This is a genomic window from Pantoea sp. A4, assembly GCF_000295955.2.
GTDB lineage: Bacteria > Pseudomonadota > Gammaproteobacteria > Enterobacterales > Enterobacteriaceae > Pantoea > Pantoea multigeneris.
Window position 1 is genome coordinate 167043 of record NZ_ALXE01000022.1, and the last position, 24412, is coordinate 191454.

The 24412-nt window shown below is 57.0% G+C and carries 18 protein-coding genes; 12 read left to right on the plus strand and 6 right to left on the minus strand.

The window, feature by feature from the left end; translation table 11 throughout:
* Positions 1-261 precede the first annotated feature (261 nt).
* The 6 genes from copC to B880_RS0109795 all read right to left on the minus strand — a co-directional run bounded on the left by copC (position 262) and on the right by B880_RS0109795 (position 6759).
* Complete coding sequence (gene copC, locus B880_RS0109770) at positions 262-636, minus strand: copper homeostasis periplasmic binding protein CopC (RefSeq protein WP_017347220.1); 375 nt, start codon at positions 634-636, stop codon at positions 262-264.
* 252 nt (positions 637-888) lie between these two features.
* Positions 889-1113, minus strand: coding sequence for a YlcI/YnfO family protein (locus B880_RS24915; RefSeq protein WP_017347221.1), 225 nt, complete (start codon positions 1111-1113; stop codon positions 889-891).
* A gap of 9 nt (positions 1114-1122) precedes the next feature.
* Positions 1123-3180 (minus strand): TonB-dependent copper receptor, encoded by a 2058-nt coding sequence (locus tag B880_RS0109780; RefSeq protein ID WP_017347222.1) that lies wholly within the window; start codon positions 3178-3180, stop codon positions 1123-1125.
* A gap of 248 nt (positions 3181-3428) precedes the next feature.
* Complete coding sequence (locus tag B880_RS0109785; RefSeq protein ID WP_192841080.1) at positions 3429-3968, minus strand: DUF2946 domain-containing protein; 540 nt, start codon at positions 3966-3968, stop codon at positions 3429-3431.
* A gap of 435 nt (positions 3969-4403) precedes the next feature.
* Positions 4404-5504, minus strand: coding sequence for an iron-containing alcohol dehydrogenase family protein (locus B880_RS0109790; RefSeq protein WP_017347224.1), 1101 nt, complete (start codon positions 5502-5504; stop codon positions 4404-4406).
* Between the two features lie 76 nt (positions 5505-5580).
* A complete protein-coding gene (locus B880_RS0109795) occupies positions 5581-6759 on the minus strand; it encodes an aminotransferase class I/II-fold pyridoxal phosphate-dependent enzyme (protein WP_026042535.1) in 1179 nt (392 codons plus the stop codon).
* Between the two features lie 224 nt (positions 6760-6983).
* Here B880_RS0109795 and B880_RS0109800 point away from each other — a divergent pair, with 224 nt between their 5' ends.
* From B880_RS0109800 to recB, 12 genes are all read left to right on the plus strand, one after another.
* Positions 6984-7799 carry a MetQ/NlpA family ABC transporter substrate-binding protein gene (locus B880_RS0109800; RefSeq protein ID WP_026042536.1) on the plus strand — a complete coding sequence of 272 codons (816 nt, stop codon included), beginning with the start codon at positions 6984-6986 and terminating at the stop codon, positions 7797-7799.
* Positions 7796-8821, plus strand: coding sequence for a methionine ABC transporter ATP-binding protein (locus B880_RS0109805; protein WP_017347227.1), 1026 nt, complete (start codon positions 7796-7798; stop codon positions 8819-8821). Before B880_RS0109800 ends, B880_RS0109805 begins: the two co-directional genes overlap by 4 nt.
* Positions 8814-9482, plus strand: a complete 669-nt coding sequence (locus B880_RS0109810; RefSeq protein WP_017347228.1) for a methionine ABC transporter permease — start codon at positions 8814-8816, stop codon at positions 9480-9482. The genes B880_RS0109805 and B880_RS0109810 overlap by 8 nt, the downstream gene beginning before the upstream one ends.
* 12 nt (positions 9483-9494) lie before the next feature.
* Positions 9495-11819 carry a molybdopterin-dependent oxidoreductase gene (locus B880_RS0109815; RefSeq protein WP_017347229.1) on the plus strand — a complete coding sequence of 775 codons (2325 nt, stop codon included), beginning with the start codon at positions 9495-9497 and terminating at the stop codon, positions 11817-11819.
* A 95-nt stretch (positions 11820-11914) separates the two neighbouring features.
* Entirely contained in the window at positions 11915-12934 is a 1020-nt protein-coding gene (locus B880_RS0109820) for an isopenicillin N synthase family dioxygenase (protein WP_017347230.1), read from the plus strand.
* A 23-nt stretch (positions 12935-12957) separates the two neighbouring features.
* Positions 12958-13761 carry a MetQ/NlpA family ABC transporter substrate-binding protein gene (locus tag B880_RS0109825; RefSeq protein ID WP_017347231.1) on the plus strand — a complete coding sequence of 268 codons (804 nt, stop codon included), beginning with the start codon at positions 12958-12960 and terminating at the stop codon, positions 13759-13761.
* Positions 13754-14542 carry a methionine ABC transporter ATP-binding protein gene (locus B880_RS26045; protein ID WP_017347232.1) on the plus strand — a complete coding sequence of 263 codons (789 nt, stop codon included), beginning with the start codon at positions 13754-13756 and terminating at the stop codon, positions 14540-14542. Before B880_RS0109825 ends, B880_RS26045 begins: the two co-directional genes overlap by 8 nt.
* On the plus strand, positions 14530-15198 hold the full coding sequence (locus tag B880_RS0109835; RefSeq protein WP_026042537.1) for a methionine ABC transporter permease: 669 nt from the start codon (positions 14530-14532) through the stop codon (positions 15196-15198). The genes B880_RS26045 and B880_RS0109835 overlap by 13 nt, the downstream gene beginning before the upstream one ends.
* Positions 15199-15336: 138 nt before the next feature.
* Positions 15337-16554 (plus strand): multidrug effflux MFS transporter, encoded by a 1218-nt coding sequence (locus B880_RS0109840; protein WP_017347234.1) that lies wholly within the window; start codon positions 15337-15339, stop codon positions 16552-16554.
* 102 nt (positions 16555-16656) lie between these two features.
* Complete coding sequence (locus B880_RS0109845; protein ID WP_017347235.1) at positions 16657-17052, plus strand: (R)-mandelonitrile lyase; 396 nt, start codon at positions 16657-16659, stop codon at positions 17050-17052.
* 222 nt (positions 17053-17274) lie between these two features.
* Positions 17275-20754, plus strand: coding sequence for an exodeoxyribonuclease V subunit gamma (recC, locus tag B880_RS0109850; RefSeq protein WP_026042538.1), 3480 nt, complete (start codon positions 17275-17277; stop codon positions 20752-20754).
* A complete protein-coding gene (recB, locus tag B880_RS0109855; protein WP_017347237.1) occupies positions 20754-24410 on the plus strand; it encodes an exodeoxyribonuclease V subunit beta in 3657 nt (1218 codons plus the stop codon). The genes recC and recB overlap by 1 nt, the downstream gene beginning before the upstream one ends.
* Positions 24411-24412: the final 2 nt, after the last annotated feature.

A 24412-nucleotide genomic window follows, 5' to 3' on the forward strand; every position in this document is an offset into this window, starting at 1 on the left:
GCTGGAAGGAGGATGTTATGTCTAATATGGCATAACATCCCTAACCCATAATTTTCACTTCCGCTCCTCGCTCACAGCAGACCTTCACCTCATCTAACTTACCGCCTTCACACCACAGAGCGAACATTCCCCATCTCCCTACTACATTTAATCAAGCGGGCACGGCTCTTCACCACTCAAAAACAGAGCCCAAACAGGCCCTGTCTTTTTTATTTTCAATTAAAAACAGCGCCTTACATATATTACTTCTAATCCTACGACTTACTTCACGCTGAACATATAGTCACCCTGTGTCTTATGGCCATCAACAGATAAAGCATGCCAACTCACCTGGTAGTCACCGGCTTTAAGGGCGGACGGGAGTGGAACGACCAACGTTTTTTTGTCTGAAACATCAAGCTCCGCTTTGCCGGTATCTACCGCTTTACCACTCGCATCCGTGATTTTTACGCCACTGAATGCCAGCTCTAATCCCTCGGTAAACGCCAGCGTCAGCTTTTTCGGCGAATGCTCAACGCTGCTCATATCAGCAGGTACCGATGATGTCAGATGCGCATGGGCCATGGCTTGCTGGCTGCACACAATGGCCGCAGTAAACAGGGCGGCACTGAGAAGATTTTTTGCTTTGTAAAACATAACTAACTCCTGTGACTAAAGGTCCCCGGTATGGAGACGTAAAAATTCATCGGCTCGGGTGAAAATCCCGATAGCGTGTGGAAAGCGCTGCTGCCTGATGGGAAAAATCAGCCATCAGACTCGAATCGAATGTCTTTTCAGCCACGCGAGTGAGTGCAGCCTGGGCGCACGAACCGGTGCTGATAAGTGCGCTGCTGGCCACAGCAGCCTGACAAAGGCGAAAATGCCGATGCAAATACATCATCAATATCCTTAAATTTTTGTCGCCTGAGTGATGCGCAGGCAGGAGGATTGCCCTGGTTTCAGCGCTTTGTTAACGGCAGATTCGCTCTGAATGCGCAGGCGACAGGCCTCCACCACCCAGGCGGAGAAGTTCTGGCTACATTCGCTGACAAGGCTGGCTTCGATGCCCTCAAGGAGTGAGTGCGGGAAGCGTATATGCCTGCGGCGCGTTTTGCTGGTGCTCATTTTATCCATGTTCCCTCCTTAAAAGGTCACGTTGACTTTTGCCCACCAGGTCCTGCCCGGTTCATTGACTGCCGTATTCGCCGAGTAGCCAAAGGCGCTGTTGCCGGCCAGATTGAGATGCTCGCTGTAGTTAACATCAAACAGGTTATCCACCCCGGTACTGACTTTGACGTTGGATGTGACCCGGTAGGCCAGATTAGCGGAGAACACCGCAAATCCGGCACTGCTGCCAAAGTCTTTGCCCACCACATTCCCTTCATTGACGGCAACTCGGTGCTGGCTGCTCACCAGTCGCAATAACCCGCCGCTACTCCAGTTACCCGATGCCCAGTTCAGCCCCAGCCTGGCTTCAAGAGGGGGAATTTGTGGGAGTGGTTGATGGTCGGAGGTATTTTGCGCCCAGGAATACGCCAGGCTGGCGTCGGTTTTCCAGTGGTCAGTGAGCTGATAACTGAATCCGGCTTCACCGCCCATCAAGGTGGCATTGACGTTGCTGGCCTGGCTGATGGAGGTATTCTGGGGATCATAGAGAAACAGAATATAGTCGCTGACATGGCCCAGATATGCGGAAACCCAGGCATTGAGGCGATTGCCGCTGTATTGTGCACCGATATCGAGCTGCGTGGTTTTTTCGCTTTTTACGCTGTCAAACGCGCTGACATTGCCGCCTGGCCCATAGGTGGGTGAAAACAGTTCCCAGTAGTCGGGAAAGCGTTCGGTATAACCCAGCCCGGCATAGAGCATCAGGGGCACTTCACTCAGTGTATGTTCCAGACGCACGAAGCCTGCCGGGAGCGTATCGTGTCGGCTGCTCAGGCCAGTGCCGGTAAAATTATCGACGAGGGTGTGGTCAAGTCGCCCACCGCCAATCACTTTATTCTGCGCCGATGCATACCAGGTCAGTTCACTGAAGACACCATAATCATGGAAACGGGCATCTTTCGACCAGCCGCTGTCCCCGAGGCTGCGGTGGGTATTCAACTGAGTATCTGCACCACTCTGCAACTGGAAGTCCTGCCATAGCCAGGTTCCCATCATGCGGCCGCCCACGGTTCTCCGGTCAAGCTGCATGGCCATCGGACTGCTCATATCCATCGACGAGCTGTCAGACATATCCATGGCGGTACTCATACCCGACATGGAAGTAGCGGCTGGAGAGCGAAGGGTGTAGTTGTCCATGATGTGGTTGGCATAGTTGTAGTAAGCGCTGGCCTCAAACTTATCGAACACCTCGCCGATGTTTGACTTTTCAAAGCGCACGCCCAGACTTTCCCGCTTGAACTGCGATCCATCCATGCTTCGTCCGGCGTAGCGCGCCTCTCCATTACCCCTGCCTGCGGTCAGTTCCAGCAGCGTGTCTTTATCGGGCGTCCAGCCAAGAGCAACATCTGTATTCCATTTATCCCACCGGGAAGGGACGCGGCTGCCATTTCCATCCTTATAATCACCGGAACGTGATTTATTGCCCGTCAGCCGGATATACCCCTTTTCATTGCCCAGGCTTACGTCCGCATTCTCATCAAAACGGCGATTAGACGCGGCAAGCATGCTGGCACTGCCCGTCACGCCGGGCTTATCGAACTGCGGAGGCTGACGATCAAACCGCAGCGTACCCGCTGAATTGCCCGGCCCCCAGAGCACCGTTTCCGGTCCTTTAATCAGCGTCAGGGTATCGAAACTTTCCGGCGAGATGTATGAAGTGGGGGCATCCATCCTGGCCGGGCAGGCACCCAGCATTTCACTGTTATTCGTCAGGATCCTCAGACGGGAACCAAACATGCCCCTAAATACCGGGTCGCCGTTGGTACCGCCATTGCGGATCTGTGAGAAGCCGGGGATGGTTTTGAGGTAATCAGAACCATCGCTGGCAGGCACCGGCTGTCGCGGCGTTTGAAGGTTAGTCACCACCGTCAGGGGTGAAACCACGGGTGCCGTCACGATCATCACCGGGTCTGTGGATGATACAGGCTGAGCGGGCTGTTCCTCCGCATTTTGAGCAAAGGTCATTCCCGGAAACAGGCAACCGAGCGCCACAGCAAGACTGACGACACGTAGAGAAAAATGAAACTTATACATAACTTATCCTGATTTTGGCGTGCAACATTCCTGCCCGCTGAAATATTCAGAAGGCATTCTGGCTCTGCCAGGAAAAAACAGCCCAATATCAATAACCACGGCATCGTTATTTTGAAACGCCTTACCGGACGATTCGAAATAGGCCTGAATCAGTTTAATTTGATCTTTTTCGGGCGTTATTTATCCTGCGCCTGAGCACAATGAGAAATTAACGACATACGACAACGAATAATTATCGCTGATGAAAATCAGTAAGTACTGGAAGGGGGGGCGCGTGGCTGCGCGATGCCTGGGAAGAACAGTGTGAAGAAGGTGTGTATCCGTTTTGGCGGTGGTATAGCGCTAATGAGGGAAGTCAGCCAGAGAATTGCGGCAAACAGGCACAGCATCAGGGGAAGGTGGATCAAGACAAGGCAGTATCCACAGGCAATATCGCCCATCATATCGCCTGCGCCCATCATACCTTGCATGCCTTGCATGCCTGGCATCATCGCAGTGCGCATTGACTTAGCCATATGCATGCTCGCGTGCTCGTGCCCCATCGCGTCAGGCATTGACATGTCCATTCCGGCCATATCATCCCCCTGCATCTGTCGGGCAGTAGGGCTGGTTTGAACTGCAACAGGACAATGATCGGAAGAGGGGGTTTCGACACAGACATCCATGTTTTCCATTCGCCGGTGTTCCAGCGTTTTCGACACGATCGGCGCAATAAACAGCATCAGTATCGCAAGGATTGCGATAACGGCGGGTTGTTTATTGCGACAGAGTCGAATGAGGGAAAACAAATTGTGCATCCTGCATTGCTGATTCAGATGCAGCAGTGTAAGAAAAAAACGGTCAATTGTTAATATACTTTTTGATAAAGTGAAATATCATTTCCCTGTTAACATTATTGAAACATTGCTAGTGGTGAAACCCTCACGCTTTATCTCTCATCATTAAAAACACCCTGTTAAAGGTTCCACTAATATAACCAAATGCACCACTTGTGGTTAATCGATATTGACCAGAATAAAGTGAAAGGGAATATCGGGATTATTCATCTCTATTCCCGTAATCCACGTAACAGAGGCAGGGCAGAGTAGCGCTTTTGCTTTCCGGGTAATGCGGGCCCTGAAACACAGCGTATCGAAAGAGACTTGTCAGTCAGAGAAAAGCAGCCGAACGCAGAGGCGTTTACAACTATGCCGTTGCACCCGCAACGGCACCTGAAGGCAAAATCACGCAGCCGCGGTGTGTGTCGCTGGTGCTTCTGCTGCGGTCAGCAGGGCATGGGTCAGCTTCCCGGCATCAATAGTAAACGGCAGTCGGGCGGCAACGTCAGCGGGCAGAGTAAACTTCTGCGCGATCGCGGCAACGTGCTGCGGGCTATCGTTCACGCCAAGCTGGGCCAGCGTCAGCGGGGTATGGTACTGCTGCAACAGGCGTAACAACGTCTGGCGCAACTCAGGCGCATCGCTGTCCAGCTGGCTCTGCACCGCCAGCGCAAAACCGACAATCTCGCCGTGCAGCCAGTGATGGTGAACGCCAGGTTCATGCGTGAGCAAATCGTGAATGCGATGGGAAATACCGATGCGGTCGATCTCATCCACGATGCTGTTGGCTAACCCGGCCAGGGCAATGTTGGCATCAGTTGCCCGCCGCAAGGCTGCGGTATCCAGCCCACGCTCATTATCTGCCACCGCTTGTTCACCGATGTCACGCAGGGTGTCAAAGGCGAGCTGCGCCGCATTCACTTTTAAGGTTAAACCCAGGTCGTCGGCACCGTTACGCTGATAAGGGGCAAATTCAAACCACTTTGCCAACGCATCAACAATGCCTGCGCGCAGGAAACGCACCGGGGCACGGGCAATGATCGAGCTATCCACCAGTACCCACTGTGGGAAACGGGTCAGGCGAATGTGACCGTCCTGGCCGCCTTGTGCGTTGTACAGCACCGTCACCGGGGACCAGGCCGCACAGGTTGCCGCGATAGTGGGCACGGTAATCACCGACAGATCGTCGAGTAATTTGCCGACCGCTTTGGCGCTGTCCAGCACGCGTCCGCCGCCAATACCAACGATCAGCTCCGAACGTTGACGTTGTGCCTGCTCGGCCAACCCTTCAATGGTGGGAAGGTGGCAAGGCCCGCTGAGAAAATGCACCTGCCAGTGTACCTCAGCCGCTTTCAGGCTGGCTTCTACCGCTTCCCGCGTCAGGTTCCATGCCGTTGGGCTGGTCAGAATGGTTACGCGACTCGCCAGCGGTTTTACGTATTCGCCTATACGCTGAATAATGCCCGCTTCGTGGCGATAATTGTCGGGTGCTTTAATGGCTACCATGATGTCACTCCTGTTAAGCGTCGGGCAGCGCACGTGTTCAGCTCACAGGACAGTGTGAGCCAGCCCTGAAGTTGAATTAACGGAACAGCTTAAGCGCGGCGATACGATCAAAGGCCTCGCCTAGCTCGGCATCGCTCGCCGTCAGGCTGATGCGGATATATCCTTCACCGCCGGGGCCAAAGCCAGTGCCCGGCACCACCAGCACATGTGCCTGCTGGAGCAGATGTTCAGTCAGTTGCTGGCTGGTAAAGCCCGGTGGCACTTCCAGCCAGAGGAAAAACGATCCCTGTCCGTGACGTACCGGCCAGCCAAGCTGCGCCAGACGCTGCTCTACCAGGGTACGGCGGCGTGGATACACCGCCAGATGCGGGTCGATATCACTGTCGGCAAGATTCAACGCCACGGTGGCCGCATCCTGCACGGCACCAAACACCGTGCTGTAACTGTGGGTGTGCAGCTTTTTCAGCGCCTGAATGATCGAGGCGTTACCCACCGCGAAGCCAAAACGCCAGCCCGCCATATTGAAGGTTTTCGACAGGGTATAGGTTTCCACTCCCCACTCTTTACCGCCTGGCTGGGCCAGCAGGCTGATGGGCGCGCCACCTTCACTGGCACCAATGGCGGCGTAGGCGAAATCATTCAATACCGGTAACTGGTAACGCTGCGCCCAGGCTAAGGCATCGGCAAACAGTTCCGGCGTGGCGAGCGCACCGGTGGGGTTGTGCGGATAATTCAGCACCAGCAGACCGGCATTGCGCGCCACTTCTTCCGGCACGCTGTTAAAATCCGGCACAAAATCATTCTCTGCGTTAACCGGAATTCCCCAGAACTGCGCCTGCGCTTGTTTGGCCACATTTCGGAAGGTCGGGAAGCACGGATCGGTGGCAATAATGTACTGGCCCGGATTGACCAGCGCGCGCGGCACACCGGTAATCCCGATATGGGAACCGTGAAATACGGCGATCTCGGTGTCCGGGTCCAGCGTGACGCCATACTGGCGCTGATAGAAATCCGCAATCGCCTGACGCACCTGCGGTTTGCCCCAGAACGAGGGATATTCGTGGTTTTCCGGTCGTCCTACCGCTTCTTGTAATTCGGCGATGATCGCCGCAGGCGCAGGTTGACGCGGACTGCCGCTAGAGAGGTCAATCAGCGGCTTATTACGGGTATCAATAGCAGCGGCCATTTTTTCCAGCACGCCAAACAGATTACTCGGCAGTTCATTAACTAATTCAGCAGCAGCAAATTGTGGCATGGTAAAACCTTTTAATACGTGGACAACATCGATTGCTGTCGCGAATGGAATAGGCGTTAACGCATTAAAAACCGCGCTGAGCGACAGCTGCAAGTCCAATTCAGATAATCCAAAGCGAATAAATGCATAATCAATTTGCGCACAACCATTGCGTAAATGCGCAAATAAAATCCAGGCGGGCTTATGATTTAATCCTCTTCACCTTCATAACGATGAGTAAAAAGATGAAACAGATGCTATTTCGCACCAGCCTCCTGGTGCTTTTGACGACGGCAGCGATTGCCAGCCAGGCGAATGACAATGTGACCAAAACACTGCGTATCGGTTTTAATCCTGGTCCTTATAAAGAGCAGTTTGAACAGGGCGTGGCACCCGAGCTGATTAAACAGGGCTATAAAATTGAATACAAAGATTTCAGCGATGGTATTCAGGTCAATGACGCGGTCGATAAAGGCGGTATTGAAGCCAATATTATGCAGCACCCGGTTTATCTGGCCTCGGTGAACGATCGCCTGGGCATCCATAATATCGGCATTGTCCAGGTTCCGACCCCGCCGATGGGGATCTACTCAAACAGCCAGCAGCAGGTCACTCAACCCAAAGAGGGGGCGGTGGTTTCGGTGCCGAATCAGCCCTCTAACGAGTACCGGGCAGCGCTGCTTTTGCAGGATCTTGGCTGGCTAAAAGTCGATCCTAAAAGTGATGCAGCGACCTTCTCACAGCGCAATATCACCGCCAACCCCTACCATATTGTGCTGAAAGAGATGGACAATGCGCAGCAGGTTCGCGCCTTACCCGATACCGATTTTGGCGTGATTCAGGGGAATTTTGCCGTCTCCAGCGGCTTAAAACTGGCTTCCGCGTTAAAACTGGAAAATCCACGTTCACAGTTTATTAACGTCGTCACCATTGCGGAAAAAAATAAAGACAGCCAGTGGGCGAAAGATATTGTGGCCGGTTATCACTCGGCCGCGTTTAAACACTATATTCTGAGTCATCATCAGTACGATGGCTATTTACTGCCTGATTATCTGAAATGAGTCAGCCAGCAATTGAATTTCGCGGTGTCAGCAAACAGTTCTCCCGTCAGGGGCAGCAGGTTAACGCGCTGGAAGATATTTCCCTGACCATTAATCAGGGGGATATTTTTGGCGTGATTGGCTACAGCGGGGCGGGAAAAAGCACCTTGCTCAGGCTGATCAACCGGCTGGAAGTACCGACTCAGGGCACGGTCACGCTGGCCGGGGAGACACTCAATGATGTTTCCCCACGGCGATTAAACGCGCTTAAAAAAAACATCGGCATGATATTCCAGCATTTTAATCTGCTGAATTCCCGCACGGTATTTCACAATGTCGCGATCCCGCTGATACTGCAAGGCCTGCCCAAGGCGCAAATCCGCCAACGTGTCGAGGAGTTGTTGACCTTTGTTGACCTGATTGACAAACAGCACAGCTATCCTGATGAGCTCTCCGGCGGACAGAAACAGCGCGTGGGGATTGCACGCGCGCTGGCTACCAATCCGGCTGTGCTGCTGTGTGATGAAGCCACCTCCGCGCTGGACCCGCACACCACCGTACAGATTTTACTGCTGCTCCAGGAGATCAATCGCCGTTATGGCATCACCATCGTGCTGATTACGCATGAGATGTCGGTGATCCAGAAAATTTGCCATCGCGTGGCGGTGTTCGAGCAGGGGCGAATGGTGGAAGAGGGCAGCGTGCTACAGCTGTTCTCTGCGCCACAGCACCCGGTCACGGCGCGTTTCGTCAGTGCCGTGATTCACGACCAACTGCCAGAGGCGGTGACGCAGTTCCTGGCCGCCGCCCCGCCAGGCGCGGCGTTGCGACTGGAGTTTATTGGTGAGAGCGCGCGTCAGCCGCTGATCCAGCAGGTGATGCAGGCACATGGCATTGAGGTCAATATCCTGTTTGCCAGCATGACCGAAGTGCAACAGACCATCCTCGGTTTCATGATTATCACCCTCAACGGCGAAGCCGCGGCGATTCAGGCGGCGCGTCACACTCTGCACCAGGCAGGGGTAAGGATCAGCGATGTTTGACTGGATAGATACCGTGGTGACCGGTGAACAGTACCTCCAGGCGATTCATGACACGCTGGTGATGATTGCCGTTTCGCTGGGATTTGGTGCCCTGTTCGGTGTGCCGCTGGGAATGGCGCTGGTGGTCTGTCGTCCCGGGGGCATTCACCCGGTGGCGGCGTTACATCGCCTGCTCAATCCGCTGATTAACATTGTGCGATCGCTGCCGTTTATTATCTTACTGATTGCGATTCTGCCCCTGACGCGTCTGCTGGTGCACACCACCATTGGCACGGCGGGGGCGATTGTGCCGCTGGTGTTCTACATCGCCCCGTATATTGCCCGTCTGGTCGAAAACTCACTGCTGGAAGTGGACCCCGGAATTCTGGAGTCTGCCAACGCGATGGGGGCCACGACCTGGCAAACGCTGTGGCACTTTATGTTACCGGAGGCCGCCTCTTCACTGGTGCTGGCGCTGACCACGGCCACCATCGGCCTGCTGGGGGCCACGGCGATGGCAGGAACGGTAGGCGGCGGCGGAATTGGCGACCTGGCGATCACATACGGTTATCAGCGCTTTGATGCCTTTGCCACCTTCAGCACCGCGCTGGCGTTGATTGTGCTTGTTCAACTGCTGCAATCGCTGGGTAACTGGCTGGCGCGGCGCATTCGCCGTGAATAGCGTGGAGGCTATATGAAGCCATTTCAGGATCTGGCCGTACTGCACTGGGGCACGTATCACGTTACGACGGAACAGGGCAAACTGACGGCCCTGCGACCGGTCGCGTGGGATCGTAATCCTTCGGCTATCGGCCAGTCGCTTACCGATGCGGTTCAGGGGCCAAGCCGGATCAGACGTCCGGCCGTGCGCCTGGGCTATCTGCAACAGGGGGCCGCTTCTCGCCAGCGGCGCGGACAGGAGCCGTTTGTCGAGGTCAGTTGGGAAGTGGCCCTGCAACTGGTGGCGGATGAGCTGCAACGGGTTAAAACCGCGCATGGCAATCAGGCCATCTATGGCGGCTCTTACGGCTGGTCTAGCGCCGGGCGTTTCCACCATGCACAAAGCCAGTTGCACCGCTTCCTCAATGGCTTTGGTGGCTACAGTGCCAGCACAAACACCTACAGCATTGCCGCCGGAGAGCGGGTGTTACCGCATATTCTCGGCGATCTGGATGAGTTGCAACGCCAGCATACCCACTGGTCGGTGCTGGCAGAGCACTGCGATCTGTTTGTGGCGATAGGCGGACTGCCGCTGCGGAATGCCCAGGTGAACGGCGGTGGGGCCAACGACCACTCGCTGCAACACTGGCTGGATCAATTGCAGCGCAACGGGACGCGGTTTATTAACGTCAGTCCGGTGAAAAATGATCTCGCGGCGGTACCGCAGGCCGAGTGGTTGGCGATCCGCCCTGGCAGTGATACTGCGCTGCTGCTGGCGGTGTGCCAGGTACTGATCGTAGAACAGCTTTACGATGCCGGGTTTGTCGCCAGCCACACCGTGGGCTTCGCGCATTATCGGCGGTATCTGCTGGGTGAGTTGGATGGCGTGGTGAAAGATGCCCACTGGGCGGCCCCGCTGACCGGGCTTGAGGCGACGCAGATTGAACAGCTGGCGCGGCAGATGGCCGGGCAGCGCACCATGATCAACATAGCCTGGTCGGTACAGCGCGCCCGCCAGGGCGAACAGGCTTACTGGGCACTGGTCGCCACCACGGCGCTGCTCGGGCAGATTGGCACGCCAGGCGGGGGGATTGGTTTTGGTTACGCCTCGACTAACCTCGCGGGATCGGTCCGGCGGCGCTTTTCTGGCCCGCGTCTGCCCGCAGGAGAGAACCCCATCAGAGAGCGTATTCCGGTGGCGCGGCTGGCCGATATGCTGCTTAATCCCGGCGCAAGCTATGAGTTTGATGGCAAAGTCGGTCACTACCCGGATATCCGTTTGGTCTACTGGGCGGGGGGCAATGCGTTCCATCATCATCAGGATCTTAACCGCCTTATCACCGCCTGGCAGCAGCCGGAAACCATTGTCGTGCATGAACAGTACTGGACGGCGCAGGCGCGTTTTGCCGACATTGTGTTGCCTGCCACCACTTCTCTGGAGCGGGAAGACATTGGCAGTGCCAGTAATGATGGTTTTATGATCGCCATGCGTCAGCACATTGCACCGGTGGGTGAAGCGCAGGATGACTACGCCATTTTCAGCCAGTTGGCGCAGCGGCTGGGCTTCGCCTCCGCGTTTAGCGAGGGGCGTGATGTACAGCAATGGTTACGGCACATGTATCAGCAAGCCGAGCCGCGCGCGCAGGAGGAAGGCATTACGCTGCCCACGTTTGATCAGTTCTGGCAGCAGGGCAAGCTGGAATACGCGCTCCCGGCTGATCCTCTGATTTTGCTGGCGGATTTCCGCGCGGACCCACAGCGCTTCCCGCTGGATACCCCCTCCGGGAAAATCGAACTCTACTCCGCCACCGTGGCCGCATTTGGCTATGCCGAATGTCCTGGCTATCCCTTCTGGGACCAGCAGGAGGCTCACTACCAGCAGCAGCAGGCGCAACGCTGGCCGCTGCATTTGCTCTCCAGCCAGCCACGCACCCGGCTGCACAGTCAGTACGATCACGGTTCACTCAGCAAGAGTACCAAAGTGTCTGGACGGGAGCCGCTGTGGTTGCATCCCCAGGATGCGGCGGCGCGCCGTCTGCAGGAGGGGGATGTGGTGCGGGTTTTCAACGCGCGCGGCGCACTGCTGGCGGGCGTACATATCACGGCAGATATTCGTCCTGGCGTGGTGCAGATGTCTACCGGTGCCTGGTACGATCCGCTGGATGTCCTGACGCCGGGCTCGCTCGACAAACACGGCAACCCGAATGTGCTCACGGAAGATCGCGGCAGCTCACGCTTAGGTCAGGGGTGTAGCGCCCAGAGTTGTCGGGTGGAAATAGAACGTTACGACTTGCCATTACCGGATATTACGGCCTGGCAACCGCCGACGTTTATTGCCAGGCGCGGTACAACGGATTAACTGATTTTAACGGCAATCGATAGTAATTTTAGTTCGTAGTGTTAATTCAGTGAAGCTGGCAAGGTTTATTTAACTGAATTAGCGAGATTATTCCGATGGCGAACATAAACCCCCTTAAATTGCCGGTCATTGATTTTTCCCTGCTGAATGGCAGTGCTGAACAACGGGCTGCACTGCTACAGCAGTTAAATAAGGCCGCTCGTGAGGTTGGCTTTTTCTATCTTATCCATCATGGCATTGATACTGCGCTGTCAGACGAAGTTCAACGCCTCTCCCGTGCCTTTTTTGCCTTGCCGGATGCGGATAAGCGCGCAGTGCAGATGGTTAATTCGCCGCATTTTCGCGGCTACAACTTCGCTGGTTCCGAACTGACCCGTAGCCAGCCCGACCAGCGCGAGCAGTTCGACATTGGTGCCGAGCGGGAACCGCTGCCAGCCGATGCCTCAGCGCCCGCCTGGCAGCGCTTGCAAGGCCCCAATCAGTGGCCGGAAGCGTTGCCGGAGCTGCGTCCGGTGATCACCCAGTGGCAGCAGGAGATGACTCAGGTGGCGTTGCAACTGCTGCGTGCGTTTGCGGAGTCGCTGCAACTGCCGGTCAATGCCTTCGATAATCTCTACGGCCGTGAGCCCAATGAACACATCAAGCTGATCCGCTATCCGGGTCGCGCTCACGAGGATTCACGCCAGGGCGTTGGTGCGCATAAAGATTCAGGCTTTTTAACCTTCCTGCTGCAAGACGATCAGCGGGGCTTGCAGGTGGAGGTCACGCCGGATAACTGGGTGGATGCTCTGCCGGTACCGGGGGCGTTTGTGGTGAACATCGGTGAGCTGCTGGAGTTAGCCACCAATGGTTATTTACGTGCCACCGTACACCGCGTGGTCTCTCCCGCCTCGGATGCTGAACGTCTGTCGGTGGCTTTCTTCCTCGGTGCCGAACTGGGTGCCGTGGTGCCGGTTTATCAACTGCCTGAACATCTGGCACAGCTGGCTCAGGGGCCAGCCAGTGACCCGTTGAACCCGCTGCTACGCGAAGTGGGCTGGAACTACCTGAAAGGGCGGCTGCGTTCTCACCCCACGGTGGCGCAACGTTTCTATTCCGATCTCATCACCCATTAATCCCAATAATAAGAGAACCGATCATGCGTAAATCTGCTGCTTTGTTAATCACCAGTTTGTCACTGCTTATTTCCCACAGCCTGTATGCAGCACCGCTGCGCGTTGCTGCAGATCCGGTGCCGCACTCTGAAATTCTTAACTACGTTAAAAAAATCGACCCTAAACTCGATTTAAAGATTATTGAGATGACCAACGGCGCTAACCCGAATGAACTGCTGGCGTCGGGAGACGTCGATGCCAACTATTTCCAGCACCTGCCTTATTTACACGAGCAGGAGAAAGCACTGGGTAAAAAATTCGTGGTAGCGGCAGCGGTGCATATTGAGCCATTGGGTATCTACTCACATAAATATAAAACGCTGGCAGATTTGCCGCAGGGCGCAAAAATCGCGATTCCCAATAACGCCACCAACCTGAGCCGTGGGCTGTGGTTATTACAGGATAATGGCCTCATTAAACTCAAAGGTGAACGCTCAGCGGAATCCACCCTGGTGACGCCAAAAGATATTATCGAAAACCCGAAAAACGTGAAGATTCTGGAGATCGAATCACCGCAGATCCCGCGTTCGCTGGATGACGTTGATGCGGGGATCATTAACGGCAACTACGCGCTGGAAGCGGGCCTGAGCCCGGCAAAAGACGCACTCGGGATTGAAAAGGCCAAAGATAATCCTTACGCCAACTTACTGGTGACCACCCCTGCGCTGGCAAACGATCCGCGCATCAAGCAACTGGCGAAGGATCTGACCTCGCCGCAGGTGGCAGAGTTTATTCGTACTCAGTACCACGGCTCGGTGATCCCGGTTGCAGGCAGTGCGCATGATTAGCATTCATGCGTTAAACAAACAGTATGCGGGGGCGCAAGCGCCCGCACTGGATAATGTCTCGCTCACCATTCCCGGCGGCAGTATTTATGGCATTGTTGGCCACAGTGGTGCCGGGAAGAGTACCTTGCTGCGTTCACTGAACCTGCTGGAGCAGCCGGACAGCGGGGAAATTCTGATTGATGGCGAAAACATTCAGCACCTCAGCCTGCGTCAACTGCGGCGTCAGCGCCAGCAAATCGGCATGATCTTTCAGCACTTTAACCTGATCCACTCCCGCACAGTGGCAGACAATATTGCGCTGCCGCTGGAAATTGCAGGCGTAGGGAAAGCCCAGCGGCGTGAGCGCGTTGAGGCATTGCTGGCACTGGTTGGGCTGGAGGGGCGGGGAGATGCCTGGCCGTCTCAGCTCTCCGGTGGGCAGAAACAGCGCGTGGGGATTGCCCGGGCGCTGGCCTTTGAGCCGCGCTATCTGCTGTGCGATGAAGCCACCAGCGCACTGGACCCCAGCACCACCCAATCGATTCTCGATCTGCTGGCGACACTGCAACAGCGGTTGAACATCACGGTGGTGTTAATTACCCATGACATGGCGGTGGTCAAGCGGATTTGCGACCATGCGGCGTTACTGGAACACGGGCGTTTAATCGAGAGTGGCCCACTGGCCGAGATCATGGCGCAGCCCGCTTCACGTCTCTATCAACTGTTGTTGCAGGATGGTGCCGCCGAGCGCAACTTCCTCGCGCGTTTTGCACCAGAGGGGAGAAAACAATGCGTAGCGTAGACTGGGACACGTTTCGTGACCTGATGATCAATGCCACCCTGGAAACGTTATACATGGTGGCACTGGCGGCGGTCTTCACGCTGGCGATTGGTTTGCCGGTGGGCGTAGCGCTATTCCTGACGCGCAAGCAGGGACTGTTTCCTAACCGGCTGATTGCTGGGGTGTTGAATGTGCTGGTGAATGTGGGGCGCGCGCTGCCGTTTGTGGTATTGCTGATTGCCATTATCCCCTTCACCCGTTTCATTATTGGTACCACCCTTGGCAGTACGGCCGCCGTTGTGCCGATTACGCTCGGCGCTTTTCCTTTCTTTGCCCGCATCGTGGAAAATGCGCTGGATGAGGTTGATCGCGGCCGCGTTGAAGCCGTGGTGGCGATGGGGGGAAACAGCTGGCATATCATCAGCCGGGTTCTGCTGCCGGAAGCACTGCCTTCGCTGCTTTCAGGCTCTACGCTGACCATCGTGATGCTGATTGGGTTCTCGGCCATGGCCGGAGTGATTGGCGGCGGCGGGCTGGGCGATCTGGCGATTCGCTATGGCTATCAGCGCTTTGATAATCAGATCATGGTGGGTACCGTGCTGGTATTACTGCTGATGGTGTTTGTGGTGCAAAAAGCCGGTGATCGACTGGTCGGGGCGTTGGCGCACCGGCGCTAGGCTGGCGTTGGATTGATGAGTTTTATTCATAAACCCATAGAGGTTCGCGGGGATTATCCGGCGGACCCTTCCGGTTACACTGTGGGTCTGCTGTAAGTCTGCCGGAGCGGCCGGTGGGCAGGCCTAAGTGTTTGGAAGATGATGCGAAATCAAACTGTACCGGCGTCCACGCATCCAGGTGGTGCGCTGTTTGTGGTGATCCTCAGTGCCCTGATGGCACTCACTTCTCTCTCAACCGATATTTATCTCCCTGCGATGCCGTTAATGACGGCGGATCTGCATGGCGATCCGGCGTTGACGATCACCGGTTTCTTGATGGGCTTTGCGATTGCGCAGTTGATCTGGGGGCCGATTAGCGATCGCTATGGCCGCCGTCTGCCCTTACTGCTGGGCATGTTGCTATTTATGATTGGCTCCGCAGGCTGTGCGCTCTCGACGGATATGACGCAAATCGTCTTCTGGCGCGTTTTTCAGGCGCTGGGTGCCTGCACCGGGCCAATGCTGGCGCGTGCGATGATTCGCGATCTGTTCAGTCGCAGTCGGGCGGCACATATGCTCTCTACGTTGATAATGGTGATGGCGGTCGCCCCGATTGTGGGGCCACTGCTGGGCGGCCAGATGATCCGCTTCACCTCGTGGCACGCTATCTTCTGGCTGCTAGTGGCGCTGGGTGCCGTGATTCTGCTGGCGGTGAGCCTGCTGCCCGAGACGCTGCCGGTGGAAAAGCGTGTGCAAACCTCATTGCGCGGTGCCTTCGTTAACTATGGCCGCCTGTTGCGCAATCCCGTGTTTATGCGCTACTCCCTTGGACTGGCCTTGTATTACGTGGCCGCTTATGCCTTTATTGCCGGTTCTCCGATGGTCTACATCCGCTATTTTGGCGTTGACCCGGCGGCCTACGGCTGGCTGTTTGCCGTCAACATTGTGGGCGTAATGGTGATGAGTATGGTGAACCGGCGTCTGGTCACACGATTCCCTCTGGATCGCCTGCTGAAAAGCGCCACGGCGATTGCGGCGCTGGCAACGCTGGTGCTGCTGTTGACCACGCACCTGCACTGGGGTGGGTTGCTGATGGTGGTGGTGTCGGTGTTTATCTACTTTTCCATGAACGGCATTGTGGCGGCGAGTTCAACCGCCGCCGCGCTGGACGAGGTGCCAGAGATGGTGGGGTCGGCTTCCGCGCTGATTGGTGCGCTGCAATATGGTAGTGGCATTCTATCATCACTGCTGCTGGCCTGGCGTGCTGACGTTACCCCCGCCAGCATGGTATGGCTGATTGCGCTGTTCACCTGTGCCAGCGCGTTGATGGTGAATTTTGCCGGAAAACGCCGAATGTCTACGGTGCAACAGGGCTAACTGATGCACGGGCTGCATAAGCTCATGCATTTTCCATCGTACGCTGAGCGTCATCCTGCGGCTAAGCTAGCGGCCGGATGAAATTTAAGGAGCAAGCCGCAGATGAACATTACCCGCAATGGAACCCACGCCTCAGCCCGTGGACCGGAAAGCTATTTCACGGGACAAGTGCGCATTGATGCGCCTTTTCAGGGCACCGGCTCCGCACGCATCAGCGGAGCAACCGTCACCTTTGAACCGGGTGCGCGCAACGCCTGGCACACCCATCCCCTCGGGCAGACGCTGATTGTCACCCAGGGGCAGGGATGGGTGCAGTGCGAAGGCGAACCCAAACAGACCATTAATCCCGGCGACATCGTCTGGATCCCGCAAGGTGTCCGCCACTGGCACGGCGCGACCGATCGCACGTCAATGACCCATATCGCCATCGCCGAAAGTCTGGAGGGGAATTCCATCGACTGGCTGGAACCGGTGACGGATGAAGAGTACGGGAGTTGAAAACACGTACAAATATTACGTGAGTTAACCTTCTGATTTATCGACAATATCAGAAGAAATGTCGGAAGAAATGTTTGTTTCATTCCCCGGCTTGTACAAAACGTACGCTACCCGACAGGGCTGATGCCAGGGTGAGCCACTGCCCGCTCAGCGCAATGCTGAGCGGCGAAAAGTGTTATGCTGTTTGTCTTCTGTGACGGCCAGGCTGGCGAGACGACAACCATGACTACCCCCATCGCAACACCCATTCATCCCGGCATGATGGTGATCCACGGCAACCATTCGGAAATGCTGCGTGACGTGCTGGTCAGCTGGATGAAAAACCATCCGCTGCCGGTGCTGGAAAACGAAGTGATTCTGGTACAGAGCAACGGCATCGGCCAGTGGCTGCGCCTGGCGCTGGCGCGCGATCCTGAAGAGGGCGGATGTGGTATTGCGGCCGCCCTGGATATTCAGCTCCCGGCCCGTTTTTTCTGGCAGGTGTATCGCAGCGTCCTCGGACGCGAGCAAGTGCCAGAATCTTCGCCGTTTGATAAACCGCTGTTGGTCTGGCGTTTAATGCGCCTGCTGCCACAGCTGCTGACCCAGGAGGCGTTCACCCCGCTGGCGCGCTTTCTGAAGCAGGATGACGACCAGCGTAAACTGTTCCAACTGGCGGAAAGGCTGGCCGATCTGTATGACCAGTATCAGGTGTATCGCGCCGACTGGCTGGCGGACTGGACCCAGGGGAATGATGTGCTGCATACCAGCCGGCGGGGGGCGACGCCGCTACCGGAAAGTCAGCGCTGGCAACCGTTATTGTGGCGCGCCCTGCAAGCCGATACCGGGGAAGCACTGGCTGCCACCAGCCGTGCGGCACTGCATCAGCGTTTTCTTAACGTCGCTGCGCAAGCCGATCACCAACATCGTCCGGCTGGCTTGCCGCTGCGCGTGATTGTGTTTGGTATCTCTTCACTGCCACAGCAGGCGCTGGAAGTGCTCAGCGCCATCAGCCGCTGGACGCAGGTGTTCATGTGCGTACACAACCCTTGCCAGCACTACTGGGGCGATATCATCGCGGATAAAGACCTCCTGCGTGCTGAACGCTTGCGCCACCAGCGTAAGCCGGGCATGCCGTCCCATCTTGATGAAGATGCACTGCATCAACATGCGCATCCGCTGCTGGCGGCCTGGGGTAAACAGGGGCGCGATTATATCGGCCTGCTAGAAGAACACGATCAGCGCGAGCAGTATGAATCGCGCCTTGCGGCGGAAACACAACGTATCGATCTGTTTGAAGCCACCGCAGGCAGCACGCTGTTGCAGCAGTTGCAGGATGATATCTGCGATCTCCGGCCCTTAAGCGAAAGCCGCGAAAAGTGGGCCGATTACGCGGTTGCACAGGACAACTCGATCCGCTTCCACATTGCCCACAGCCCGCAGCGGGAAGTGGAAATTCTCCATGACCAACTGCTGGCCGCCTTCACCGCCGATCCTTCGCTGCGCCCGAGTGATGTCATCGTTATGGTGCCGGATATCAACAGCTACGCGCCGCACATTCAGGCGGTGTTTGGCCTGGTGGATCGGCTGGATGCTCGCTACATCCCGTTTAGCGTTGCCGACCGTAATGCCCATCAAATCAGCCCGATTCCCGGTGCTCTGGAGCGCCTGCTGGCGCTGCCACAGTCGCGATTTGCGGTAAGCGATCTGCTCGACCTGCTGGAAGTCCCGGCGATTCGCCGCAGCTTTGCCATCAATGAAGATCAGCTTCCGCTGTTGCAGCGCTGGATCCGCAGCGCCAACGTGCGTTGGGGTCTGCACCCGGAACAGCGCAACAGCCTCGACCTGCCGCTTGCCAGCGCACAGAACAGCTGGTTCTTTGGCTTACAGCGCATGTTGCTGGGGTATGCGGTGGGAAGTGGTGCCGCCTGGCAGGATATCGAACCGCTGGATGAAGTCGGCGGGTTGGATGCACAGCTCGCAGGCCAGCTTGCGGCTTTCCTCAACGCCCTGGAGTCGAGCTGGCGTACGCTCTGTACAGAAGCGACCCCCGAGGAGTGGGGCACGCGACTGAATCAACTGCTGGAGCGCTTCTTCACGGCAGAAGACGATCAGGAAAGTTATATCCTGTTACAACTTGAAGAGGGTTTACAGCAGTGGTTAGACTCCTGTGACAGTGTCACTCTTACCACGCCGTTAACCTTACCGGTGGTGCGCGAACACTGGCTCAGCGTGCTGGATCAATCCAGCCTGGTACAACCCTTCTTCGGCGGCTCCGTGACCTTTGCCACGCTGATGCCGATGCGCGCCATTCCCTTCCGTCACGTCTGCCTGTTAGGCATGAACGACGGGGATTATCCGCGTAATCGTATCCCACTGGATTTTGACCTGATGGGCCAGGACTATCGTCCCGGTGACCGCTCCCGCCGTGAGGATGACCGCTACCTGTTCCTTGAGGCGTTGCTGTCGGCACGGGATCGGCTGAGCATCAGTTGGGTGGGACGCGGTATTCATGATAATGCCGAGCGGCCACCCTCCGTGCTGGTTGCCCAGCTGCGTGACCATCTACAGGCGGGCTGGCAAGGTGATGTGCTGTCACTACTCACCCAAGAGCATCCGCTACAGCCCTTTAGCGCCGCCTACTTTACCGAGGGCAGTGCACTATTCAGCTATGCCAATGAGTGGCGTGCGGGCTTAACCCTGGATGCAGCGCGTGAAAGCGACGTCACGCTGCCAGGGGAATATCAACTGGAGCGCAGCCTGACGCTGCGGCAGTTGGCGGATTTCCTCAGTCAACCGGTGCGCAGCTTCTTCCGCCAGCGTTTGAACATCTTCTTTGAAGCCACCGACACTACCAGCCTCGATCACGAGCCTTTTGCCATCAATGCGCTGGAGAACTGGCGCTTGCAGGATGAGCTGATCGGCGTGCAAAAACAGGCGGTGCTGGCAGGTGGTGACCCAGCAGAGGCATTACAACAGCAGCTGACGCGTATTAGTCGCCGTGGAGAGCTGGCCCCCGGCGGTTTTGGCTCGGTACTGGAGCAGGCGCTGGCGGAGCCGATGGAGGATATCTTCAAGCGTTATCGTGCCGCGCTCCATGACTGGCCGCTTCCGCTCGACAACCATCCCGTCAGCTTAACGTCACCGCCGCTTGAGGACTGGATCAGCGATCTGCGTAGCAACGGGCAGGCAACCTGCCGGGTCTTGCTGGAGAGCAGCGGATTGCTGGATGAGAAAAAGCGCAGCTACCGTTGGGCACAGCTGTTGCCGTTCTGGCTGACGCATTTAGCCGCCCATCTGGCGGTGGGACCGATGACCACCCAGGTGGTGAGTAAAAACGGGGATGTGATATTTCCGGTACTTGATATTTCCCAGGTGCAACTATACTGGCAGCAGATTGTTACTGCCTGGCAGACCGGTATGTGTCGTCCGCTGCCGCTGGCAACCCGTACCGGTTTCCAGTGGCTCAGCCTTGGCGGTGAGGTGAATACCGCTGCGGACAGTGACATCTGGCAAAAGTGTGCCGTGGGTTATGAAGAGTACGATGCGCAAAACATGAAATTTGGCGAACTTAGCCGTAGTCCGTATCTCAATCGTGCCTGGCCTGACTTTATGTCGCTGTGGTCAGCGGGCGAATTCGCCCACTGGACTGAACAACTGCTGGCACCGCTGTACCATACGCTGAAAAGCCGCAGCAGCCGTAAACAGGGAGAAGAAAAATAATGGCACTGAGTTTGCCGCAACCGCTTGAGATGCTGCGCTTTCCGTTGCGTGGCAGCCACCTGATCGAGGCCAGCGCCGGCACCGGTAAAACCTTTACCATTGCCATGCTGTATGTGCGTCTGGTGCTGGGCCACGGTGATGAACAGGGTTTTACCCGTGCTTTAACGCCACCTGAAATTCTGGTTGTCACCTTTACCGATGCCGCGACGCAGGAGCTACGAGACCGTATCCGCGCCAGATTGAGCGAAGCCGCCGAATGTTTCCGCTGTTCGCCTGACGACATTACGTCGCGCGCGGCCGGGGAAGATGTCCTCCACGATCTGCGCAATGAGTACCCGCCGGATGCCTGGCCAGGCTGCGCGCGCAAACTGCAACTGGCGGCAGAGTGGATGGATGAGGCAGCGGTCTCCACCATCCACGGCTGGTGTAACCGCATGCTGAGTGAGCACGCCTTTGACAGTGATAGCCTGTTCAGCCAGCGGCTGGAAACCAACCAGAGTGAACTGCTGCTGGAAGTGGTGCGTGATTACTGGCGCACCTGGTTCTTCCCGCTCGGGGTGGATCAGGTGGTACAAGTGCGCCAGTGGTGGATCGATCCGGAGATGCTGTACGTCAATCTGCAACCGCTGCTGGATCATGTTGAACTGCTCGCGGCTCCGCAACCGCCGGAAGTGGTGTTTAACCAGTGCCAGCAGCAGAAAAGCACCCAGCTTTCCGCGCTGAAAGCGCCGTGGCTGGCCTGGTGTGATGAGCTAAAACGCCTGCTGGATGAGGCGGTGGCCGCCAAAGCGGTCAATGGTCGGGTGATTCAGGCCCGCTATTACGATCCCTGGCTGGAGGCGCTGCGGCACTGGGCCAGCGGTGATGACGATCTGCTCGATCTGAAAACCGGCTGGGTGCGTCTGACGCCGGATGGTATGCGTCAGGGGTGGAAAGATCCCGATCTGGCACCGCAGCACCCGGCGTTTGACGCCATTGCAACGCTGCCCGCCAGCCTGGCTGCGTTGCCTAATGCCTGTCACGGCATTCTGCAACACGCCTGCGGTTGGGTCTCCGCCCGGTTCCAGCAGGAGCAGCAGCGCCGTGCGCAGATGGGCTTTAATGACCTGCTCACCCGGTTAGACAGCGCGTTGCACAGTGAAAACGGCCCACGGTTGGCCGAGATGATTCGCCAGCAGTTTCCGCTGGCGTTGATCGACGAATTTCAGGATACCGATCCCTTACAGTACCGCATCTTTAACGCCATCTATCAGATCGCGGCTAACGATCCGCAACAGGGCGTGGTGCTGATTGGCGATCCCAAACAGGCGATCTACGCGTTTCGCGGTGCGGATATTTACACCTATCTTCAGGCACGGCGCGACACCGCCGGTCGCCACTACACGCTGGGCACCAACTTCCGATCGACCCAGCGGATGGTGGATGCGGTCAATCAGGTCTTCGCCAGTGCGGAAAACCGGCCTGCGGGTCGCGGCGCTTTTCTCTTTCGCCGCGAGCAGGGCGACAATCCGGTGCCTTTCCAGCCGGTACAGGCGCAGGGGCGGGCCGAACGCTGGTGGGTGGAGGGCAGCGAAGGCAGTGCGCTGACCCTGATGTGCGCACCGGACGAAGAGACCCTGAGCAACGGCGATTATCGCCAGTTAATGGCGACGCACTGCGCGCAGGAAATTGTGCGCTTATTGTCGCTGGGGCAGCAGGGCGCAGCCGGTTTCACCCTCGATGGCGGTGACATTACGCCGTTACAGCCAGGGGATATCGCGGTGTTGGTGAACACCGGACGCGAGGCGGATGCGGTGCGTGAGGCGCTGCGTCGTCGTGGCGTGCGCAGCGTCTATCTCTCGGATAAAGAGTCGGTGTATGCCAGCCCGCGCGCCACGGAGATTCAGTTCTGGCTGGCGGCCTGTGTCGAACCGGAAAACGATCGCCTGCTGCGAGCCGCGCTTGGCACACCCGCGCTGGGCCTGAGCTGGCTACAGCTCGATCGGCTCAATCACGATGAGCGTGAATGGGAACAGCGCGTGGCTCAGTTCCAGCAGTACCACAAAGTGTGGCGTTTTCAGGGCGTGTTACCCCTCTTGCGCCGCCTGATGTGGGACTTTAACGTTCCCGAACGTCTGCTCAGTGCCGGGGATTCCCGCAGCCTGACCGATCTGCTGCACCTTGCCGAGCTGCTACAGCAGGCCAGCGTTGAGCTGGAGGGCGAGCACGCGCTGCTGCGTTTTCTTGCCGAACAGCGTCTTGATCAGGGCAACAATAATGATGTGATGAAACTGCGTCTCGAAAGCGATGCCGCGCTGGTGAAAGTGGTGACGGTGCATAAATCAAAAGGGCTGGAGTACCCGTTGGTCTTCCTGCCCTTTGCCTGCGCATTCCGCGCGGTCAAAGCCAGCGACTCCCCACTAAAGTGGCATGACGATCAGGGGCAGCTACAGTTGGCGATTGGAGGCGATGCGGCGCAGGTGGCGCTGGCTGACGATGAACGCCTGGGGGAAGACATCCGCAAATGGTATGTCGCCCTGACGCGTGCGCGCTATGCCATGTGGCTGGGGATGGCTCCGCTGAAAGGCGCAGAAAACAGTGCCGCAGGCTATCTGTTGCAGGGGAGTGAACCCGGCCAGATGATCGCCACGCTTGAAGCCCAGTATGGTGCGGTTGCCCAGGTGCAGCCGCTGCCTGAGCCGGATGAGCGTGTGTTTACCACCCATGACCCGCAACCTGCGTTACGTTCCCCTCTCGCGACACCGGATCTGCGCAGCCACCGCTGGCGTATCACCAGCTATTCCCGGCTGAAATACAGCGATACCGCGTGGGCGGGCATTAATCATCACGAGGGAGAAGAGGTGCAAAGTGCCGCTCAGGAAACCCTGAGCGAGCCGGATACCGGGCTGCGTATCGAACCGGTCGTGACCAGCGGTGACGATCTGTTTGGTTTCCCACGCGGTACGGTAGCCGGTAACTTCCTGCACGGCTTGCTGGAGTGGGCCGGGCAACAGGGTTTTGCGCAACTGGCGCAGGACCGTGCTCAGGTAGAAGACCAGATTGCCCGCCGCTGTAACCGGCGCGGCTGGCAGCACTGGATCCCGCCACTCACCGACTGGATGATGAGTCTGTTGAACGATCCCTTACCGCTGGCAGGTGATGACAGCTTCAGCCTGGCGGGGTTGCACAGCAGCGAATATCAGGTGGAAATGGAGTTCTGGTTTGGCCTGAAAGCCGTGCGAGCACGTAAATTTGATGAGCTGGTGATCCCGGCCACGCTGGGAGGATTATCGCGCATGGCCCTCGCGCCCGATGAAATCAACGGGATGCTGAAAGGCTTTATTGACCTGATTTTCCAGCATAACGGACGCTATTACGTGCTGGATTATAAGTCCAACTGGCTGGGTGGGCAGATGGAGGATTACGATCAGGTCGCGATGGTGCAGTCGATGATTGACCACCGCTATGATCTACAGCTGGTTATTTACCTGTTTGCGCTCCATCGGCTGCTGAAATCGCGTTTGCCGGATTACGACTATGACCGTCACGTTGGGGGCGCACTGTATCTGTTCCTGCGCGGCCACCCAACGCCCGGTAAAGGCGCCTGTTTACAACGGCCAGATAAGGCGCTGATGGAGCAGTTAGAACAACTGTTTCGCGCGCATGAGGGATTATAAAG

What these genes read in the sequence shown, in the direction of transcription:
- copC (WP_017347220.1), bottom strand. Translation starts at nt 636, where the DNA reads ATGTTTTACAAAGCAAAAAATCTTCTCAGTGCCGCCCTGTTTACTGCG.
- B880_RS24915 (WP_017347221.1), bottom strand. Translation starts at nt 1,113, where the DNA reads ATGGATAAAATGAGCACCAGCAAAACGCGCCGCAGGCATATACGCTTC.
- B880_RS0109780 (WP_017347222.1), bottom strand. Translation starts at nt 3,180, where the DNA reads ATGTATAAGTTTCATTTTTCTCTACGTGTCGTCAGTCTTGCTGTGGCG.
- B880_RS0109790 (WP_017347224.1), bottom strand. Translation starts at nt 5,504, where the DNA reads ATGGTAGCCATTAAAGCACCCGACAATTATCGCCACGAAGCGGGCATT.
- B880_RS0109795 (WP_026042535.1), bottom strand. Translation starts at nt 6,759, where the DNA reads ATGCCACAATTTGCTGCTGCTGAATTAGTTAATGAACTGCCGAGTAAT.
- B880_RS0109800 (WP_026042536.1), top strand. Translation starts at nt 6,984, where the DNA reads ATGAAACAGATGCTATTTCGCACCAGCCTCCTGGTGCTTTTGACGACG.
- B880_RS0109805 (WP_017347227.1), top strand. Translation starts at nt 7,796, where the DNA reads ATGAGTCAGCCAGCAATTGAATTTCGCGGTGTCAGCAAACAGTTCTCC.
- B880_RS0109810 (WP_017347228.1), top strand. Translation starts at nt 8,814, where the DNA reads ATGTTTGACTGGATAGATACCGTGGTGACCGGTGAACAGTACCTCCAG.
- B880_RS0109815 (WP_017347229.1), top strand. Translation starts at nt 9,495, where the DNA reads ATGAAGCCATTTCAGGATCTGGCCGTACTGCACTGGGGCACGTATCAC.
- B880_RS0109820 (WP_017347230.1), top strand. Translation starts at nt 11,915, where the DNA reads ATGGCGAACATAAACCCCCTTAAATTGCCGGTCATTGATTTTTCCCTG.
- B880_RS0109825 (WP_017347231.1), top strand. Translation starts at nt 12,958, where the DNA reads ATGCGTAAATCTGCTGCTTTGTTAATCACCAGTTTGTCACTGCTTATT.
- B880_RS26045 (WP_017347232.1), top strand. Translation starts at nt 13,754, where the DNA reads ATGATTAGCATTCATGCGTTAAACAAACAGTATGCGGGGGCGCAAGCG.
- B880_RS0109835 (WP_026042537.1), top strand. Translation starts at nt 14,530, where the DNA reads ATGCGTAGCGTAGACTGGGACACGTTTCGTGACCTGATGATCAATGCC.
- B880_RS0109840 (WP_017347234.1), top strand. Translation starts at nt 15,337, where the DNA reads ATGATGCGAAATCAAACTGTACCGGCGTCCACGCATCCAGGTGGTGCG.
- B880_RS0109845 (WP_017347235.1), top strand. Translation starts at nt 16,657, where the DNA reads ATGAACATTACCCGCAATGGAACCCACGCCTCAGCCCGTGGACCGGAA.
- recC (WP_026042538.1), top strand. Translation starts at nt 17,275, where the DNA reads ATGACTACCCCCATCGCAACACCCATTCATCCCGGCATGATGGTGATC.
- recB (WP_017347237.1), top strand. Translation starts at nt 20,754, where the DNA reads ATGGCACTGAGTTTGCCGCAACCGCTTGAGATGCTGCGCTTTCCGTTG.